Raw genomic sequence first — 18,038 nt, forward strand, 5'->3', positions numbered from 1 at the left:
TTCTATCCCCACGTGTTCAAAATCAAGTTCAGATAAGGAGCCTAGTAGGCGTAGTCCCGGAAAACCTGTGTGACATCGCCGTCCCAGGACCCGTTATAGCGTTGCAACAGCACGTCGGCCGGGCACATGCCGGATGCCAATCCTTCTTCGATCGGCGCAAGGTGGACGCGCTCGTCAAGATCCCCATCGCTCAACCTGTTCCGGCGCTTCAGACCCTCTTGAGACAACGCCAAAACATCACGTGCAACATCCAATACCGTCCCGTTTCTGAATGGGGTCTGCAAGGCCGTTTTGGGAACGGAACTGCGCAGGTTTGCACGCTCTTCTGCCGTCCAGTCCTTTATCAGTTCGTATGCCTGATCAAGCACGCCGTCATCATAGAGAAGACCGACCCACAAGGCAGGGAGCGCACAAATGCGCCGCCACGGACCGCCGTCGGCACCGCGCATTTCAATATATTTTTTCAACCTGACATCGGGGAACAGTGTCGAAAGATGGTTGTTCCAGTCCCCAAGGCTTGGCGTTGCATCCGGCACCTTGCCTTCGAGCGCACCGTTCATGAACTCGCGGAAGGTTGTGCCAGTCACGTCGTAGTAGGTTGCGCCTCTTTTGACAAAGTACATCGGCACGTCAATCGCCCATTCAACGTAGCGTTCGAACCCGAAACCATCTTCGAAGGCAAACGGCATATCACCCGTCCGGTCACCGTCTGTGTCGGTCCAGATCTGGGCCCGGAACGATTTGAAGCCGTTCGGCTTGCCTTCGGTGAAGGGAGAGTTTGCAAATATCGACGTGGCAATTGGTTGAAGGGCCAGACCGACCCTCATCTTCTTGACCATGTCGGCTTCAGACGCAAAGTCGAGGTTCACCTGAATGGTTGCCGTGCGGTACATCATGTCGAGACCAAGCGAGCCCACCTTCGGCATGTAGTTGGTCATGATGTCATATCGGGATTTGGGCATGCGCGGGACATCGGAACGAGCCCATGTCGGCGTCATGCCAATGCCGAGAAATCCAACCCCCAGCGGTTCCGCAACCTTGCGGACATTGGCAAGATGCTGGTTGGCCTCACGGCAAGTCTGGTGCAGGCTGTCCAGCGGAGCCCCCGACAATTCGAACTGTCCGCCAGGTTCAATCGAAATAGCGCCGCCGCCGTGATCATCCGCCAGACCGATGATCTTGCCATCATCCTCGATCCGGTCCCAGCCGAGCAACTTTTCCATACCGGTCAGAACCGCTTCGATCCCGTTGTCACCCTCATACGGGATCGGTGACAGCTCCTTTTCACAAAAAAGGAACTTTTCGTGCTCGGTACCGATGCGGAACTGGTCTTCAGGCTTACAGCCCTCTTCCAGGGTTGCGGCCAACTCGGCCACAGATTCAATCGGAGTGGTGTCGACCGTGTCGCGGGCCATGAACTTGTCCTAATTTCCTGTGCGGCCCGTGTGTTTGCCCCCAAACCGCAATGATCCGCTGTGCCCGGGACCGGGCGTAATTGAGTTTCGGTGATTTAGGAGTCCTGAAAGAAGAATGCAAGCAAGGAAACGACACCGGCTGGATCTCACGCGATCCTGAAGACCGATAACGGCTCTGTGCGGCCTCTCAATTGAACCGTTCCAAGGCTCGTCGCGGTCGTTCCTTGAGGAAGGTTTGCCATTGTATCACCACTTGCCAACGCAATTACCTTCGCGTCCGGGTCAACCTTCTTTCCGTACTCCTGAAGCCGGGCCGCTACATTCACCGCATCACCGATTACGGTGTAGTTCATTCGGGCGGAGGAGCCGATATCACCGACAACGACTTTGCCGGTGTGAACGCCGATGCGCACCCGCATAGTGCGCCCGGTTGCCTGCTCAATTCTATCAGCGAGCGTTTTGACCGCCGCAATTGCCATGGCTGCGTGATCCGGCTGTTCAGAAGGGGCCCCCAGAAAGCCATCACACCATCTCCCAGGAACTTGTCAATCGTACCCTGCCGTTCCGAAATAGCCTGAGACACGGTTTCGAAGTATCCATTCAGATACCCGGCCGTTTCTTCAGCGCTCATGTGTGAAGCCAAATCGGTGAAGCCTGCGAGATCGGTAAAGACAATGGTCATTTGCTTGATCTCGATGTTGCGGGTGCTTGTCATGCCCTCTTCAATCAGGCGGAATACAAGCTGCTTGGGTACATATTTGGCAAACGCGTTCAAGGCTCCGATGGAGCCGTTAAATGCCTGATTGACGTCATCCAACTCAGCCAGCCGAGACCGTGGCAATCTGTCTGCTGCGTCGAATTTGAGTTGCCGCAGCTCAGCGGCAGACAGGGCAAGCCTGCTGAGCGGCCTGCCAAGCATTCGCCCCACAATGAAAGACAAGATTGCCCCGACAACAAGAGCAACCAATGCCGCATAGAGGACTATCTGGGTTTGATCGAGCGCCGCACCAAATTCGTCAGCCTGGTAAAGTGTGCCAAGGATCCAGCCCTTTGCAGGCCCGATCGTGATGTCGTCATAGATGGCCGTAAACATCCCGTGGTCGCCCGGAAAGACCCTGCCCTCAATGGAACCACCCATGTCATGGGCTCTTTCATTGTCCTCCCAGACACGATGCAAGGGCGAGCTTTTCAGGTCCGCAAGCCTTGGCAGCGGCTGTTCGGCACTTGCCTCAAATTCGCTCTCCGGGACACCGTCTACAACGATCGCCAGGTCCTTGCCAGACAAGACAAAGACTTGCTGCCGGCCCTCCCATTCCATGGTGTCGGCGACTTCAGCGAAAACTGGCTGGGGATAGAGGCCGACCAGCGTCTGACCGTTGCCAAGATCGAGCTCCGCCAGTTTGACCGCGGTGGCAAAACCATTCCGGTAGCGAAAGTCCGACCAGCTGACTTGTGGCAATTGATCGGAGGGCTCTTCCGTCAACACAGAACGGCCGAGTTCAAGCGCGGCCCCGTTGGGCAAAAGCTTGTGATAGGCAAGCAGATCCGCCTGTCGAAGCTGTTTGCCGGTGTCCTCAGCCTGGACCGCAATGGTATGGAACAGGAGCTCCTGTTCCTTGAAAAAATTGTTGAGGACCGCTTCGTTGCCCTTGAGCACGGCCTGTCCCTGCTCATCAAGCAAACGCCCGGCAATCCGGCGATCGGCCGAAGACATGTAGGCAATGATAATTCCGCAGATCACCACCAGCAGCATTGAAAACACAAGACCGAGGGCAACACCGACCGGCAAACGAAAGCGGGCTCTCTTAGCCTCGGCACCCGATGCCGTTCCGAAACCCTCCATATCCGCGATCTTCAGGTTTGGGGCTTCATCGGAAGATTGCTTTTTCGGGAGGGTTTCCTGAGACATCAGGTTATCTCCAATCACCCAATGTTGCCTGAATCACCGTCAACGCGGCGACAGCTGCCGTGTCTGCCCGCAGAATACGTGGTCCAAGAGGAATTGGAACGACAAATTCCATGGCGCGCAATTCCTGTCTTTCCTCATCGGAAAACCCGCCTTCGGGACCAACCAGTACCGCGAGTGGATTGAGGCCCGCGTCTTTGAGCTGTGCAAGCGTCATCAGGGGATTGTCCGTGCCCTCACCTTCATCGCAAAACAGAAGCTTTCGTCCCGGCTGGGCCTGGCTCCAGACTTCAAGCACGTCCTTGAGAGGTTGCGGCGCCAGAACTTCCGGGATGGAGAGCACACCGCATTGCTCCGCAGCCTCAATGACATTTGCCTCCATGCGCTCCAGATTGACGCGACTTGCCTGCGTGTGCTGGGTCATGACGGGCTTCAGACTGCCAGCACCCATCTCCACCGCCTTTTGCACCAGATAGTCCAGCCGGGCATGCTTGAGCGGTGCAAACATGTACATCAGATCATTGCGCTCGGTCTGCTCCCGGGTTCGCTCCATCAGCTGGAGCGCACAGTCCCGTCTGCTGTTGCTTGAGATTTTGGCCAGCCACTCACCGTCGCTGCCATTGAACACAAGAACGTAGTCGCCATCTTTCAGGCGCAACACGTTCATCAGGTAATTTGCCTGGCCTCGATCGACTTCGATCCGCGCACCATCTGCAAGAATATGCCGCAGAAAAAGCCGCTGCATTTTGAAATCATATTTTCCCATAGTTCTTACGTAGGCGCTCGATTGTGAGGGTTTCAAGGCGCAGTCAAACGCAGATTTCACTCTATTTGATTCGTCACCAGATTACTGTGACCAGTGCTCTTTGGCTTCACCTGTTGAGAAAACGCATTTGGTCGCGCCCACCGTTTTCGGTTCCGATGACGAAAGGATAGTCCCATTCTTGGGACATCCACCTGCCCCTCCCCTTGACCCCCTGCCCGCAAACAGACAATTTCCCTTTATCGAGAGGGAATCAATCGTGAGCGAACAGTCCTCAAACGTTGCCGAATTTTCCGTTTCCGAAATCTCGTTTTCCATCAAACGGACAATGGAAGATGCGTTCGGTTACGTGCGCGTGCGGGGAGAGCTTGGACGAATCTCGCGGCCAGGGTCCGGGCACATCTACCTTGATCTCAAGGACGACCGGGCTGTTTTGTCAGGCGTGATCTGGCGAGGCGTGGCCTCCAAATTGAAGATCCAGCCCGAGCAGGGCCTGGAAGTGATCGCGACGGGCAAGATCACCACCTTTCCCGGCCAGTCCAAATACCAGATGGTTATCGATGCGCTCGAACCGGCGGGCGCCGGCGCTTTGATGGCTCTGCTTGAAGAGCGGAAGAAGAAACTTGCCGCGGAAGGACTTTTTGCCGAAGAGCGCAAGAAGGCGCTGCCTCCGCTGCCCAAGGTCATCGGAGTGGTCACGTCACCGACCGGCGCCGTCATTCGGGATATTCTGCATCGCATCAGTGACAGGTTTCCACTGCATGTTGTTGTCTGGCCAGTTCGCGTTCAGGGGGAAACGTCTGGCGCCGAGGTCGCCAATGGCATTCGCGGCTTCAATGCACTGCAAGCGGATGGACCGATCCCCAGGCCGGACCTTTTGATCGTCGCGCGCGGCGGCGGCAGTATTGAAGATCTATGGGGCTTCAATGAAGAAGCCGTGGTGCGGGCAGCTGCGGACAGTCAGATACCGCTGATATCCGCTGTCGGCCATGAAACCGACTGGACCCTCATCGACCTGGCGGCGGACCTGCGCGCACCAACTCCGACCGGCGCTGCGGAGATCGCCGTTCCGGTGAAGGCCGAGCTCATGGCAATGGTGGATGACAGGGCCCGCCGGCTGAATTCCGGGCTGATCCGCTTTGTCACGTCGCGCCGGACAGAACTGCGGGCTGCAAGTGCCGCATTACCCGCACCGCAAGATCTTCTCGCCCTGCCGCGCCAGAAATTCGACACTCTGGCAAACAGTCTGGAACGGGCGCTGATCGTCAGCACCAAAAGCCACCGAACACATCTTGAAAATCTGTCGGGCCGTTTGTCGCCTTTCCTGTTGTCCCGCCAAACCTCAAAGGCAAGACAGGACCTTGTCCAGATCAGCGGCAGGCAGCAGCGCGCGTTGCAGGTTGCCGTTAGTCAAAAACGGCAGGCCTACATCAGTGCTTCCGGACGATTGTCACCTGCTCGGCTCGCGCAGCAAATCACGCTCGGCAAGGAACGAATGGACGGCTTCTCGGAACGTCTTGACCGGGCCTATCTTGCCCGGGTTCGAGAAGAAAAAACGCGTCTCGACGGTTTGCAGAAGCTGCTGAAGTCGCTCTCTTACAAAGATGTTCTGGCGCGAGGATACGCAGTCGTGCGTGATGACAGCGGGCAACCAGTCCGGTCTGTAACCGCGGTTACCCAGGGAGACGCGCTCTCAATTGAACTGGCTGATGGTGCGGTCGATGCTCTGGTCATGAGCGACAGTGGTACGAGCAAACCCAAGGCCAAAGCAAAGAAACCGGCCACAGCCAAAAGCAAGGCTGCGGGCCAGGGAAGTTTATTTTAGGTTTCAGCCCTCTAAATCTCGACAAATAGATTGACCTAGACCAGCTGACTTTGGACTATTATTTAATACATAAAAACTTAACTACATCTTTTACGTCAATATTAAGCCGACTGTCGTAACGTCAACCCTGTTCGATTTGAAAGAGTAACGACAGGGGCTACCTTTTCAATGCAACGCAAGCAATTTGGAAAACGAGGCCTTGTGCCGAATACGGGGCAATCTTGGGCATCTCCGCAGTCCGCAGCCGTGGCGGCATCCGCTTATCAGACCGCATCGGCAGGCCCTGAAGCCTTTGAAGACAACGACAGTTTCTCCTTTGGCAAGGCGCTGACGCATGGCCTTTCAATCTTCTTCAGTTTTCGGGGCCGTCTGGGCCGCATGGAATACTGGACCATCGGCTTCATTCGTTTCTTCATCGACATGGTACTCGTTTCAACGCTGATCTGGAGTGCCTATCCCGCGTTCATGGATCTGATGTCACGCGCCGATCACATGAGCGAAAGCGCGCGAGACTGGGCTGTCATCGTTGCGATCTACGGTACCAACACCGGCATGATCTGTGGCTCGCTACTTTTGGTATCAGCGGTGAGCTATTGGTCGATACTGGTCAGACGTAACCATGACAGAGACGTATCCGGCTTCTGGCTGTTGCTTCTGTTCGTGCCCGTCGTAAACATCTTTTATGGGCTTTATATTTTCGTGGTGAATGGGTTTATTCCGGGCACACCTGGCAACAATCGCTTCGACACTCACAGTCCGCAGCCGCGCGTTTTTGACTAAAAGCAGTTGTGGCGAGCGACCAAATCTCGCTGTCTCAAAAAAACGCCGCCGGAAACTCCGGCGGCGTTTTTCGTTTTGTTTCCGTTTTCTGCTACCCCATCAAGGTGGGCAGGATCGTGATGATCGACGGGAATGCCAGAAGACCTGCGATGGTCAGAACGTCCGCAACGAAGAACGGAATACAGCCGCGGAAGACTTCCTGAACCGGAATGTCCGGCCGGACGCCTGAGACGACAAAGCAGTTCAATCCTATTGGCGGCGTGATCAAACAGAGCTCCGCCATCTTCACCACCAGAATTCCGAACCAGATCGCACAAGCTTCGCCCGACATGCCAAAGGCGCTGTCGGCCGCAGAGACACTCTCGCCGCCGTTCAAGGCCATGACGGCCGGGTAGACGACTGGAAGAGTGAGGATCAGCATGCCAATCGCGTCCATGAACATGCCGAGCACGGCATAGGCGAGAAGAATGCAGATCATCACGATCCAGGGCGAAAACTCCAACGCCACGATGAAGTCCTTGAAAGCTTCCGGCAGACCGGCAAAACCGAGAAACCGCACATAGACCAGCACACCCCAGATCAGCGTGAAGATCATGACAGTGAGTTTTGCCGTTTCGTGAAGGGCTTGACCAAGCTGTTTGGTCTTCATGCCTTTGGCAAACGCAACCATCAGCACAACAAATGCGCCGAGAGCGCCTGCTTCCGTCGGCGTTGCCCAGCCGAAGAAGAAGGAGCAAAAGATGATACCCACAACGGCGATGATTGGAAGCGTGCCAGGAACGCTCTCAATGCGCTCCATCCAAGTATAACCCTTCACCGGAGGCGCATCACCACGCCAAGCGGATACGGCTACAATGATGCCGACATAGATCAGTGCGGAGAAAACGCCAGGCAGGAACCCTGCGATCAGCAGTTTGCCAACAGACTGCTCCACAAGGATTGCGTAGATCACCAGGATCGCCGACGGCGGGATCAGGGATGCCAGCGTGCCGCCTGCAGCCACCACAGCAGCCGAGAGGCGTTTGGAGTAACCGGCATTGAGCATCTCGGGAATGGCGACACGTGCAAAGACAGCAGCTGTTGCAACGGATGCCCCCGAGACGGCTGCAAATCCGGCGGTTGAAAACACCGTACCAACCGCCATGCCCCCAGGAAGCCAACCGAGCCAGCGTTTGGCCGCTTCAAAGAGCTGCTTGGTGAAACCTGCGTAAAAGGCCAGAAACCCGATGAGAATGAAGGTGGGCAAAACAGACAGGGCGTAGGTTACTGACTTGGAATGCGGAATGGTCCCGGCCATTTGCAGAGCGACAAAAAAACCGCGTTCAAAACCCATCTTCATGGAAAAGTGGATGATCAAACCGACCAGCCCGGTGAAGGCTGCCGCGAATGCGACCCGCACCCCGAGGATGACGAGAACCAGAAGCACTCCGGTCATGAGGAGGCCAACGTCAAACGGCGTCATTTGGAGCCTCCCTCTTTTGTATCTTCACCAAAAGCTTCTTCGATTTCGTGTTTGGCGTGCTCTTCAACCCCTTCGATGACCGGAACGCCAATTGGCGTCCGGCGAGGATCGGCGATCAGACGGGCATAGCCGTAGATCTGCATCAAAAGGCGCAGAAACAGGAGACTGAGAGCAACCGGAATTACCAGTTTGGAGGGCCAGGTCGGTAGACGGATATCCATCGTACTGTCGCCGATGTTCCAGGCACGTTCGAAGTGATACGAGCTCCCCCAGATCAGAAGCGCAACGGTGAATGCGATCAGAATGACACCAATCAATTCACAGATGTAAAGCGTGCGGCCACTCAGATTGCCAAGTACGATTTCCATTCGGATATGACCGCCAACACGCTGGCAGTAGGCAACACCGGCAAATGCAAAAATGGCCATCGCCTGTTCTGTGATGTCGATAAAGCCTGGCACCGGTGTGTTGAACACTCTTCCGACGACTTGAGCGACAGCCAGCAACATCAAGGCCAGGATCGAAAAGGCGGCAAACATGTTGAAGGCGTTTTCCACGCGAGCAAGCCAGCCATCGAAACGGATATAGGTAACCGGCCGTTCCTGGTCGGAACGTCCACCGGGATCAATTGTCATCATGAGTTTCAGCCCCGAGCAGGGCTTTCTGGCGCCAGGAAATGTGCCCGGCGCCAGAAAGCAGAAGGGTCAAACCGAACGTGCCGGCTTATTCAGCAATGGTCTTCTTGACCATGTCGAGCAGTTCCTGCGCCGGAAGACCGTTCGCAGATTGCTCTTCAACCCATGCTTCATGGATCGGGCCGGCCTTGGAAGAAAAGGCAGCCAGTTCTTCGTCGGTGAACTCGACCTGAGTGACGCCGCGGTTTTCCAGTTCAGGCCACCACTTGTCGTAAACCTTGGCATAGGTGTCGAGATAGTGGGCAAGCGCCGGGTCGACTGAAGCGTCGAGAGCAGCCTTGAAGTCGTCGGGAAGCGCGTTGTAAGCGTCCACGTTGACAACGATCGGGCAATGAACTGTGCCCGGGTTCAGGTTCTTGGTCCACCAGTCGGCAACTTCAACCACTTTGAACGACAGATGCGCGTGCGGAGCAAAACCGGCTGCCTGCACTGTGCCTGAATCGATTGCCTGATAGGTTTCAGAGGCGGTCACGGATGTCGGAACTGCGCCAACGGCTTCCATCAGCTTGCCAAGACCACCGAGTGCACGAACACGCATGCCGTCAAAGTCGGAAATCGAAGCCGGGACGTCGCCCTTGCCAGCAAAGTTATATTGCGGCATCGGAGATGGCATCAGCAGTTTCGCGTTCCAACGGCCGAGGTCCTTTTGAACGGCCGGATGATCGTAGAGAGCCTTGGACACCTTCACTTCCGTTTCCAGATCGGAAACACCGAGGAAAGGCAGCTCAAGAACCGTCAAGCTTGGGTTCTTGTCGGCATGATAGGACGCACAGAACTGCGCCATTTCGAACGCACCGAATGAAATACCGTCAAGATTTTCGCGAGACTTGGACAGCGCGCCACCATAATGCAGCACGATTTCAAACTTTCCATCGGTCTTGGCAGCAACTTCCTGCGCCAGCTTCTCGACGTGCTCAGTAAACGCGCGGCGCTTGCCCCACAGCGAGACATTCCAGGTGACGTCGGCGGCGAAGGTTTCTGTCGCGAACATTACAGAGAGCGCAACTGCAGACACAGCAGTTGCGGACTTGAGTGAAAAGAGCATGCAATCCTCCCAGATCAATGAGCCGCTTGTTCGTTCGCGGCCCCGCTCACTCCTTGGCTGCTCAGCCTGAACCCAAATCGCGGTACAGACCCGTGCCAAGTCGCTTAACTTAAAGCATGACCCGTGCCAGCTTGGATTGACAACAGCCCATTCAAGGTTTTTTGCGATTTTTTAGGGCGCCCGCACCGTGTGCTGCAATGCACCTAGGCAAGATCTTGCCGAGACCATGTGCTCATCGGCGAAATTCCGCCGATCGTCAATTGGCGACGGGTTCGACAGGCCCCGCCTGATCCCGGGTGAGCCCGTGGCGCGTCATCTTTTCGTTCAACGTTCGCCGCGGCAGGTTGAGTTCTTGCATGACATCGGCAATTCGTCCGCCATGCCGATGCAACGCACTTTCGATCAGGCTGCGCTCATAGGCATCCATCAGCTCCTTCAGGCCACTTTCCTCTGATGGAGCGGTGCCCTCGCGGCCACCTGTGACCAGCGCTTCCAGGGGCTGCGGACCAACCCCTGCATTTAGAACGAAGCGTTCTGCAGCATTGCGCAATTCACGTACGTTGCCAGGCCAGGAATAGGTCTGCAAAAAGGCCTCGTCACGAGCAGAAGTAACCGGAACGTCCAGGCCGTATTGAAGTGCGAAGCGGTTCAAAAAGGTGTCAAACAGAAGTAGGCTGTCGCGCCCGCGTTCGCGCAGTGGCGGCACCTTCAGTTCAATGGTGTTCAGACGGAACAGCAGGTCCTCTCGGAGACGGCCTGCGGCCATTGCCTCCTTCGGGTCCAGATTGGCGGCACTGATCAGTCTGATGTCGACTTCCACCGGACGCGTACCCCCGATCCGGTCCACCTGTTTTTCCTGCAGAACGCGAAGCAGCTTGGGCTGCAATGCCAGCGGCATGGAAACGATCTCGTCGAGAAACAGAACGCCACCACCTGCGGATTCTATTCGGCCTATCCGCCGTTTGTCGGCCCCGGTAAAGGCGCCAGCCTCGTGGCCGAAGAGCTCAGCCTCGACCATGGCCTCCGGCAGCGCTGCGGCATTGATTGCCACAAAGGGTCCATCCTTGCGCGGGCTGAAGTCATGAAGAGCCTGGGCAATGACTTCTTTGCCCGTCCCTGTCTCTCCCGTGATCATCACGGCCGCATCGGTGCGCGCAAAATGAAGGACCTGCTGACGCAGCATCTGCATCGCCGGACTGTTGCCGATCAGACGGCTTTCCAGGCCGGCGCTGTCGGCGAGCTGTGCTTTCAGCTGCCTGTTTTCCAGTACCAGAGTTCGTTTGTCGCAGGCCCTGCGAACAACTTCGGCAATGTGATCGGGATCGAACGGTTTCTCGACGAAGTCATAGGCGCCAGCACGCATCGCTTCCACGGCCATGGGAACGTCGCCATGTCCAGTGATCAGGACTACAGGCAACTCTGCGTCCTGTTCGCCTATGCGCCTGAGAAGAGAAACACCGTCTTCACCTTCAAGCATGACGTCGGAAACAACGCAGCCACCGAACTCTGGAGACAGTTTCGCCATCGCCTGGTCCGCCGTTGCCACTTCCTTGGTTTCAAATCCTGCAAGGCGTATCCATTGGCGAAGAGCGGCCCGCATTGAAGGATCGTCATCAACGACCAGGACGGGTGTTTTGTCGGCTTTGTCTGTCATTCAGCGGCTTCAGGTTCCGGCTCGGCTTTCGCTCTGCTGCTATCGGAGACTGCCGAGATCGCAGGCAGCTCAAGTTCGAAGACAGCCCCTTTAGGGGTGTTTGCCCGAACTGACAAGCTGCCGCCCAGGTCCTCAGCCAAGCGCATGGAGATCGCGAGCCCAAGTCCCATGCCGCCGGAACTCGTTTTCGTGGAGAAGAACGGATCGAAAATACGCTCTCGAAGATCTTCGGGAACGCCGGGTCCATTGTCGGAGATCTGAAGACGAACGTCACCGTCGGTAAGCGCGGCTTTCAGTTCCACCCGGCCTTTCTGTTCGGAAGCGGTTGCGTCAGCCCCGTTTCTGAGAAGATTGACAAGGATCTGTTCTATGCGCAGCGGCGCCGTTTCCACTTCCAGTGGTGTGTCGGGCAGATCCAGAACAAGCGAAACCCCTGTTTCCTCAAATCGCGGGCGTGCGATTTTCTCAGCAGTTCTTATGCTTTCTCGCAGATCGATCCGTTCGATCCGGCTTTCTCCCGGACGCGAAAACCGTTTCAACTCCTGTGTCAGATTGGCCATCCGCAATTGCAGGGAATCTATCTCCACAAGGTTTTCGGCAGCTGTCTGTGTATCGCCCTTTTCCAGGAATTTTCTCGTTCCGGCGACGAACATACGCAGCGCTGCAAGCGGCTGACTAAGTTCGTGCACGACCGCTGCAGACATTTCGCCAACCGCGGCGAGCCTGTTTGAACGGGCAAGTCCTCGCTGTGCCTCCAGAAGCTCCCGCTCTATTCGTCTGCGTTCCTGAATTTCGCCGACAAGACGCGTGTTAAGTTCTTTCAGGTCCGCAGATTCCTGGCGCAGCAATACCGACGTCTTGCGCAGTCTTCGCCCTCTGAGCACAAGGACAATGACCGCGTAGACGAGGCACAGCGTGATGGCCGATGCCCAGATCGGCAGGATACTTTTGCGGGTTTCTTCGACCGGCACCAGGAAATGAAGTGTCCAGCCAAGCAGGCCCACATCGGCTGCATTGTGCCGGAAGGCCTTGCCGTCAATCGTGACAAGCTCACGTGCCCTCACCGCCTGATCACTGACAGGTTCGAGGCTTCTGCTTGCATATTGACGTGTCAGGTCAATTGTTTCACGCACGTCCTTGGTCAGGGGTTCGATCGTTCTGTAACGCCAGTCCGCGTGGCTGGACAGGAAGATCACGCCGTTGGCGTCCGACGCGAAAACAGTTTCGCCCCCTTCCGCCCACGCATCTTCCAGCGGTCCCATATCCACCTTGACCACAGCCACGCCAATTGGAGCGCCGGCCACCGGCGTTGGCCGTGCCAGAAAGAGACCGGGTTCGTCCGATGTCGCACCGATCGCAAAAAAGCGTCCTTCTTCACCCTGGATCGCCGATTTGAAATACGGCCGGAATCCATAGTTCCGACCGACCAGGGACAAGGGCTCCTGCCAGTTGCTGGCCGCAAGCGTGGTTCCCTCGCCGTTCATTACATAGAGCAGTTCCGCGCCGGAATTTTCAGCCATTTCCTGCAAAAAGCGATTGGCGCTGTCCACGGGCTGCCCGAGACCCAGCGCTGACGTCGCCCGCGGGTCCCGCGCAATCATGTATGGAAGATACCGGTATTTCTGGTACTCGCCCAAGATGGTCTGTCGATAGAGCGTCAAACGCTCGGCGGCCTTTCGGTCAACGCTCGCCTCATCCAGCTCCTGAACCAATTGAACAAGAACGAATGCGATTGCAACGAGCAGAAGCGGCGGCAGGGCCAGATAGAACCAGCGTTTTGACATGCACCTATTTTTACGGATTTTTTCGGTCTGCGCCAACAGGGCGTTTCAGCTGACGTAAAAGTTTGATACGCGTCAAGGACGCACGTTCAGGCTGTCCTTTACAACATCAGTCAGACAGGTTCGACACGCTGAACCGTGCCCTCAGGAGGGATAAGATGCCTATCAAAGACATATTGACGATACTGGATCTGGCTGGTGATCAACCTGCCGCCAAATACGCCCTCGAATTTGGCCGGAATCACGATGCCCATGTCACCGGACTTGCGGTTTCCTTCGAACCGGTTGTGCCGGCGTTTGCTGCAGCACCCATGCCGGTCGACTACCTTCAGGCCGCCCACGATCAAGCCATTGCCGCTGCCAACGAGGCCAGGAAACAGTTCGACGAACTTGCGCGTCTTGCCGGTGTGAACAACGAAAGCCGGGTTTCGGAAATTCTGACCGGCGGCCCTTTGGAAAACGTCCTGGTGCATTGCCGTCCAACCGACATGGTCGTCATCGGACAGGCCAATCCAGACAGACCTGAGCCGATGCGCGAGCTGCTCATCGAGACGGTCCTGTTTGAAAGCGGCGTACCGGTTCTGCTTGTGCCCTATATCGGCAGCACAAGCTTTCAGCCCAAAAACGTACTGGTCGGGTGGGATGGCAGTTCCACAGCAACCAGAGCCATTCATTCAGCCCTTCCTGTTCTGGAAAAAGCTGACGAAATCACGCTTCTGGTCATCGAGAAAACATCCAACGCGGCGAACGGACAACCGGGCGCTGATGTCGCCATGTATCTGGCGCGCCACAACATGAATGTCACCATCAAGGTGATTACAAATCCTCAAACCGGTATTGCGGACACTGTGCTCAATCATGTTTCGGAAAGCGGCAACGATCTTGTCGTCATGGGCGGCTATGGCCACAGCCGAATGCGCGAATTCCTGTTTGGCGGCGCCACCAGGGAAATTCTGGAATCAATGACGGTGCCTGTCCTGATGGCACACTAGGAGCCACAAGTGATGCTGGATACCCGCGGAGCCGTGCAGAACTGGCCCGCGGGTATTTTTGTCTTAAGTATCTAATCGAAGTCTGATGATTGTTGCGCAATGCATCGTCTTACGGCCGATTAAGGGACCGCCCAGGTGACCATTCGAAATCTTGAAGGTTTTTTCGCTCCGGCATCAATCGCGGTTCTCGGGTCCTGCCGGCACCCCGGCGTTCTCACCGAGAAGCTGATCGCGTGTCTGCATGAGATCGAAGCCGCCCACAGGGTCACGTTGGTCGGCATCGACCAGACGATCGCTTTCAGCGGGCAGCGCGCCGCCCAGCTTGATGATCTGGAACGCATGCCTGATCTGGTGATCTATCTCGCCAAGGCCGAAACCCTGCCTGAGACGATTGCGAAACTTGCTAACGGCGGCACCCGTGCGGTCCTGATACCTTCACCTGGCTACGAAAGCTGGCCCGAAGCGCTCATTCAGGACTGCAGGGAAGCCGCCAGAAAAACCAACTTGCGCATTATTGGCCCCGGCAGCCTGGGCATTGCGGTTCCGGCAAGCAAATTGAATGCGCTTTTGAGCGCTGAGACGCCCAACAAGGGTGATGTCGCATTTTTCTCCCGCTCTGGCGCCGTGCTGAATGCAACGCTCTCCTGGGCCAAAAATCACAACACCGGATTTTCGTCCATTGTCTCACTTGGCCAGCGTGTCGACGTCGATGTCGGCGACTTGATCGACTATTTTGCGCAGGATTTTCGAACACGGTCGATCGTTCTGCACCTGGAAGGCATAGCGATACCACGCAAGTTCATATCTGCTGCACGCGCAGCGGCACGCAGCAAACCGGTGATCGTGCTCAGATCAGGCAAGAGCCATGACACCGGCGGGACGGGTCGCACCCATGCCGGACGCCTTGCCAGAACTGATCTTGTCTATGAAACCGCGTTTCGCAGAACCGGCCTGTTGCGCGTTCATGATCTCGATGAAATGTTCGAGGCTCTGGAGACCCTTTCACAAATTCGAGTACCTCGCTGTGACCGATTGGCTGTTCTTGCAAATGGCCGCAGCCTTGCCAGTCTGGCCGTCGACAGGTTGATGGATCTTGGAGCTAGATTTGCTGAACTTGGTACGGAGACCCGGGAAAGTCTCGAAGTCCTCAGCCGCACTTATGACGACCTTGATAAAACGCCGGCAGCAAACGGAACTCTGGTTCTGCGCGAGAACATGACGCCAGACGACATCACGCGCGCCATAACCACCGTGCTGAAGGACACCCAGGTCGACGGGGCGCTTGTGCTGCAATCCGCAAGTGCGTTCCAATCCCTGCCGGAAATTGCAAAGGCCATCACCGATGCAGCAACCCTGGACCGAAAACGGACGGGTCGACGCAAGGCTTTGGTAGCGGGCTTGATCGGCGGTGACGGTGCACTGCGAGCGCATCTTTCCGACGCAAAAATCCCAAATTATGCCAGCCCGGCCGAAGCGGCCCGTAGCCTCATGCATCTGGCGCGTGACGCGCAGGCCCGGGAATTCCTGATGGCCGCTCCCCCGAGCCTGCCCAGCAACTTCACCCCGGACACCAACAAAGCCCGTGGCATTGTTGAAGCCGCCCTGAAAACAGACCGCACCTGGCTTACACCAAAGGAAGTCTGTCAGGTGCTCGAATGCTATGACCTTCCGATTATGGCCACGGAAATGGCATCCACCGCGGAAGAAGCCGGGGAACTCGCCAGGCCATTTTTCGAAACAGCAAAGCACTGCGTGGCAAAACTGATTTCGCCTGACCTGCCCTTCAAATCCAACATTGATGGTGTCAGGCTCGGACTGGAAAGCCCGAACGCAGTGAGAAAAGCCGCCGAAGAACTGATCAACAACACAAAGAATTCTTTCCCCGGCGCACGAATTGCCGGTATTTCCGTTCATCCGATGCTGGAAGACAGGCACGGGCTCGAACTTTATATGGGTCTTGCCGAAACACAGGAATTCGGTCCTGTCTTGGTGTTTGGGCACGGGGGAACCTCGATTGAGGAAAGCGTCGACATTGCACTCGAGCTGCCGCCGCTCGATCTCCACCTTGCTCAGGCACAAATCAAACGTACACGGATTGCAAGATTGCTCGAAGGCGGTCCTGCCCGCCCTCCTCTCGACACTCCCGCCCTGGCTGAAGCGCTGGTGAAACTGTCGCAAATTACAATCGACATTCCAGAAATTCAGGAACTGGACATCAATCCGATTGTCGCGCTGCCGTCCGGCCTGATCGCCCTGGACGCACGCATGACCCTTTGTCACCCGGAAAACCGTCCTGGCCGGACGGGCAAATCTCGTCTGGCGATCACCCCTTATCCTAAGGAATGGGAACAGACGATCGCCTTGAAGGACGGCCTGGAAGTCTTCATACGCCCTGTCAGGCCAGAGGACGAGGAACTGTTCAAGTCGTTTTTCGAGGCTATTACGCCAGAGGATCTCAGGCTTCGGTTTTTTGCGCCGGTGCGCGATTTCTCTCACAGGTTTCTAGCGAGACTGACACAGCTCGACTATGCCCGCGCGATCGCATTTGCCGCGATAGATCCAGACGATGGACGCCTGCTCGGCGTCGTGCGCCTTCATGCGGACCCGGACCATCAAACCGGTGAATATGCTGTCATGGTTCGTTCTGACCTCAAGGGGGTCGGTCTCGGTTGGGCCCTGATGCAGCTGATCATCCGCTATGCCAAGGTCGACGGTATCACCACTATCAAAGGTGAGGTTCTGAAGGAAAACACTTCAATGATCTCCATGTGCCATGCCCTCGGCTTCACCGTTGGAACGTCGCCGGACGATCCAGGTATAGCTCTGGTGACGCTGCCGGTGGCCGACATTCCAGACTAGGCCGTGGACTCATAAACGCGTAGCCAAAGGCGGATCGCCGCGAGCTTCACGAAGGTAAGGAAGTTGGCGGCCCGCTTCTCGTAACGTGTGGCAATGCGGCGGCAGTGCTTGATCCGATTGAAGAACCGTTCGACCAGGTTTCGATCCCGATAGAGGTATGGGCTGAAGCAGATTGGCTCTCTCCTTTACGGCGCGGCGGAATGTTTGCCCACCCTCCACGTGCCGCGACAATCGACCTGATGGCGTCTGAATCATACGCCTTGTCGGCCAGTAGCACTCCACCTTCCGGCATATCGCTTAACATGTCCTTCGCGCCCAGGCTGTCGTGTTGATGACCGGGTGCAATAGCCAATCTGAGCGGCAAGCCCTTCGCGTCAACAACGGCATGGATCTTGGTCGTCAGCCCTCCGCGAGAGCGACCGAGACCTTCGGTTTCCCCATGCTTGATGCATGTTGCGTGCTGATGAGCCCGGACGATTGTGCCGTCGATCATCCGCACCTGTGCATCGTCTCGATGCGAGATCGCAGTCAAGATGCGATCCCATACACCGGCGCGGCGCCATCGCACGAACCGATTGTAGCAGGTGGTGTAAGGCCCATAGCAGTCGGGAAGATCCCGCCAAGGGGCGCCCGACTTCAATACCCAAAAGATACCGTTCAGGACGCGCCTGTCGTCCGCGCGCGGAACACCCCTTGATTTACAGGGCAGAATAGGTTCGATGACGCGCCACTCGGCGTCAGTTAGGGCATATCGCATAATCGGGGCTCCTTCATGGAGCTTGAATCACACTAACTGTCCTTGGTTCAATGTCTGCTTCGTTGCTAGAAGCGGACCCTGCTCTCTCCGACCGGATCGTCTCA

At 56.5% G+C, this 18,038-nt stretch carries 14 protein-coding genes; 4 read left to right on the forward strand and 10 right to left on the reverse strand.

The window, feature by feature from the left end; translation table 11 throughout:
* Positions 1–41: 41 nt before the first annotated feature.
* From ACZ1HV_RS10000 to ACZ1HV_RS10015, 4 genes are all read right to left on the reverse strand, one after another.
* A complete protein-coding gene (locus ACZ1HV_RS10000; RefSeq protein WP_298820908.1) occupies positions 42–1,415 on the reverse strand; it encodes a glutamate--cysteine ligase in 1,374 nt (457 codons plus the stop codon).
* A 146-nt stretch (positions 1,416–1,561) separates the two neighbouring features.
* Complete coding sequence (locus ACZ1HV_RS10005) at positions 1,562–1,858, reverse strand: adenylate/guanylate cyclase domain-containing protein (protein WP_472718426.1); 297 nt, start codon at positions 1,856–1,858, stop codon at positions 1,562–1,564.
* Positions 1,765–3,324: an adenylate/guanylate cyclase domain-containing protein gene (locus ACZ1HV_RS10010; RefSeq protein ID WP_472717981.1), complete on the reverse strand. Its 1,560-nt coding sequence runs from the start codon at positions 3,322–3,324 to the stop codon at positions 1,765–1,767. The genes ACZ1HV_RS10005 and ACZ1HV_RS10010 overlap by 94 nt, the downstream gene beginning before the upstream one ends.
* Before the next feature lie 4 nt (positions 3,325–3,328).
* Positions 3,329–4,087 carry a 16S rRNA (uracil(1498)-N(3))-methyltransferase gene (locus ACZ1HV_RS10015; RefSeq protein WP_298820912.1) on the reverse strand — a complete coding sequence of 253 codons (759 nt, stop codon included), beginning with the start codon at positions 4,085–4,087 and terminating at the stop codon, positions 3,329–3,331.
* Between the two features lie 238 nt (positions 4,088–4,325).
* On the opposite strand from ACZ1HV_RS10015, the gene xseA reads away from it, so the two are divergent.
* The gene (gene xseA / locus ACZ1HV_RS10020) at positions 4,326–5,909 is read left to right on the forward strand and encodes an exodeoxyribonuclease VII large subunit (protein WP_472718427.1); all 1,584 of its coding nucleotides are present in this window, start codon (positions 4,326–4,328) and stop codon (positions 5,907–5,909) included.
* Between the two features lie 168 nt (positions 5,910–6,077).
* Positions 6,078–6,689, forward strand: coding sequence for a DUF805 domain-containing protein (locus ACZ1HV_RS10025; protein ID WP_298820918.1), 612 nt, complete (start codon positions 6,078–6,080; stop codon positions 6,687–6,689).
* Between the two features lie 91 nt (positions 6,690–6,780).
* Here the strand turns inward: ACZ1HV_RS10025 and ACZ1HV_RS10030 are convergent, their stop codons facing one another.
* The 5 genes from ACZ1HV_RS10030 to ACZ1HV_RS10050 form a co-directional block, all read right to left on the reverse strand.
* Positions 6,781–8,151, reverse strand: coding sequence for a TRAP transporter large permease (locus tag ACZ1HV_RS10030; protein ID WP_298820920.1), 1,371 nt, complete (start codon positions 8,149–8,151; stop codon positions 6,781–6,783).
* On the reverse strand, positions 8,148–8,789 hold the full coding sequence (locus ACZ1HV_RS10035; protein WP_298820922.1) for a TRAP transporter small permease subunit: 642 nt from the start codon (positions 8,787–8,789) through the stop codon (positions 8,148–8,150). Before ACZ1HV_RS10035 ends, ACZ1HV_RS10030 begins: the two co-directional genes overlap by 4 nt.
* 85 nt (positions 8,790–8,874) lie before the next feature.
* On the reverse strand, positions 8,875–9,891 hold the full coding sequence (locus tag ACZ1HV_RS10040; protein ID WP_298820925.1) for a C4-dicarboxylate TRAP transporter substrate-binding protein: 1,017 nt from the start codon (positions 9,889–9,891) through the stop codon (positions 8,875–8,877).
* Between the two features lie 256 nt (positions 9,892–10,147).
* A complete protein-coding gene (locus ACZ1HV_RS10045) occupies positions 10,148–11,545 on the reverse strand; it encodes a sigma-54-dependent transcriptional regulator (protein WP_472717982.1) in 1,398 nt (465 codons plus the stop codon).
* Positions 11,542–13,329, reverse strand: a complete 1,788-nt coding sequence (locus tag ACZ1HV_RS10050) for a sensor histidine kinase (RefSeq protein ID WP_472717983.1) — start codon at positions 13,327–13,329, stop codon at positions 11,542–11,544. Before ACZ1HV_RS10050 ends, ACZ1HV_RS10045 begins: the two co-directional genes overlap by 4 nt.
* Before the next feature lie 155 nt (positions 13,330–13,484).
* On the opposite strand from ACZ1HV_RS10050, the gene ACZ1HV_RS10055 reads away from it, so the two are divergent.
* Positions 13,485–14,318: a universal stress protein gene (locus tag ACZ1HV_RS10055; protein ID WP_298820931.1), complete on the forward strand. Its 834-nt coding sequence runs from the start codon at positions 13,485–13,487 to the stop codon at positions 14,316–14,318.
* A gap of 135 nt (positions 14,319–14,453) precedes the next feature.
* Complete coding sequence (locus tag ACZ1HV_RS10060; RefSeq protein ID WP_472717984.1) at positions 14,454–17,177, forward strand: bifunctional acetate--CoA ligase family protein/GNAT family N-acetyltransferase; 2,724 nt, start codon at positions 14,454–14,456, stop codon at positions 17,175–17,177.
* Here the strand turns inward: ACZ1HV_RS10060 and ACZ1HV_RS10065 are convergent.
* Positions 17,174–17,934 (reverse strand): IS5 family transposase gene (locus tag ACZ1HV_RS10065; protein ID WP_472717985.1). Its coding sequence is split into 2 segments (ribosomal slippage): positions 17,174–17,364 and positions 17,364–17,934, totalling 762 coding nucleotides; the frame shifts between segments, so codons are not numbered across the junction. The genes ACZ1HV_RS10060 and ACZ1HV_RS10065 overlap by 4 nt on opposite strands.
* Between the last annotated feature and the right edge of the window lie 104 nt (positions 17,935–18,038).

This window comes from Roseibium sp. JB4-4, from assembly GCF_055693425.1.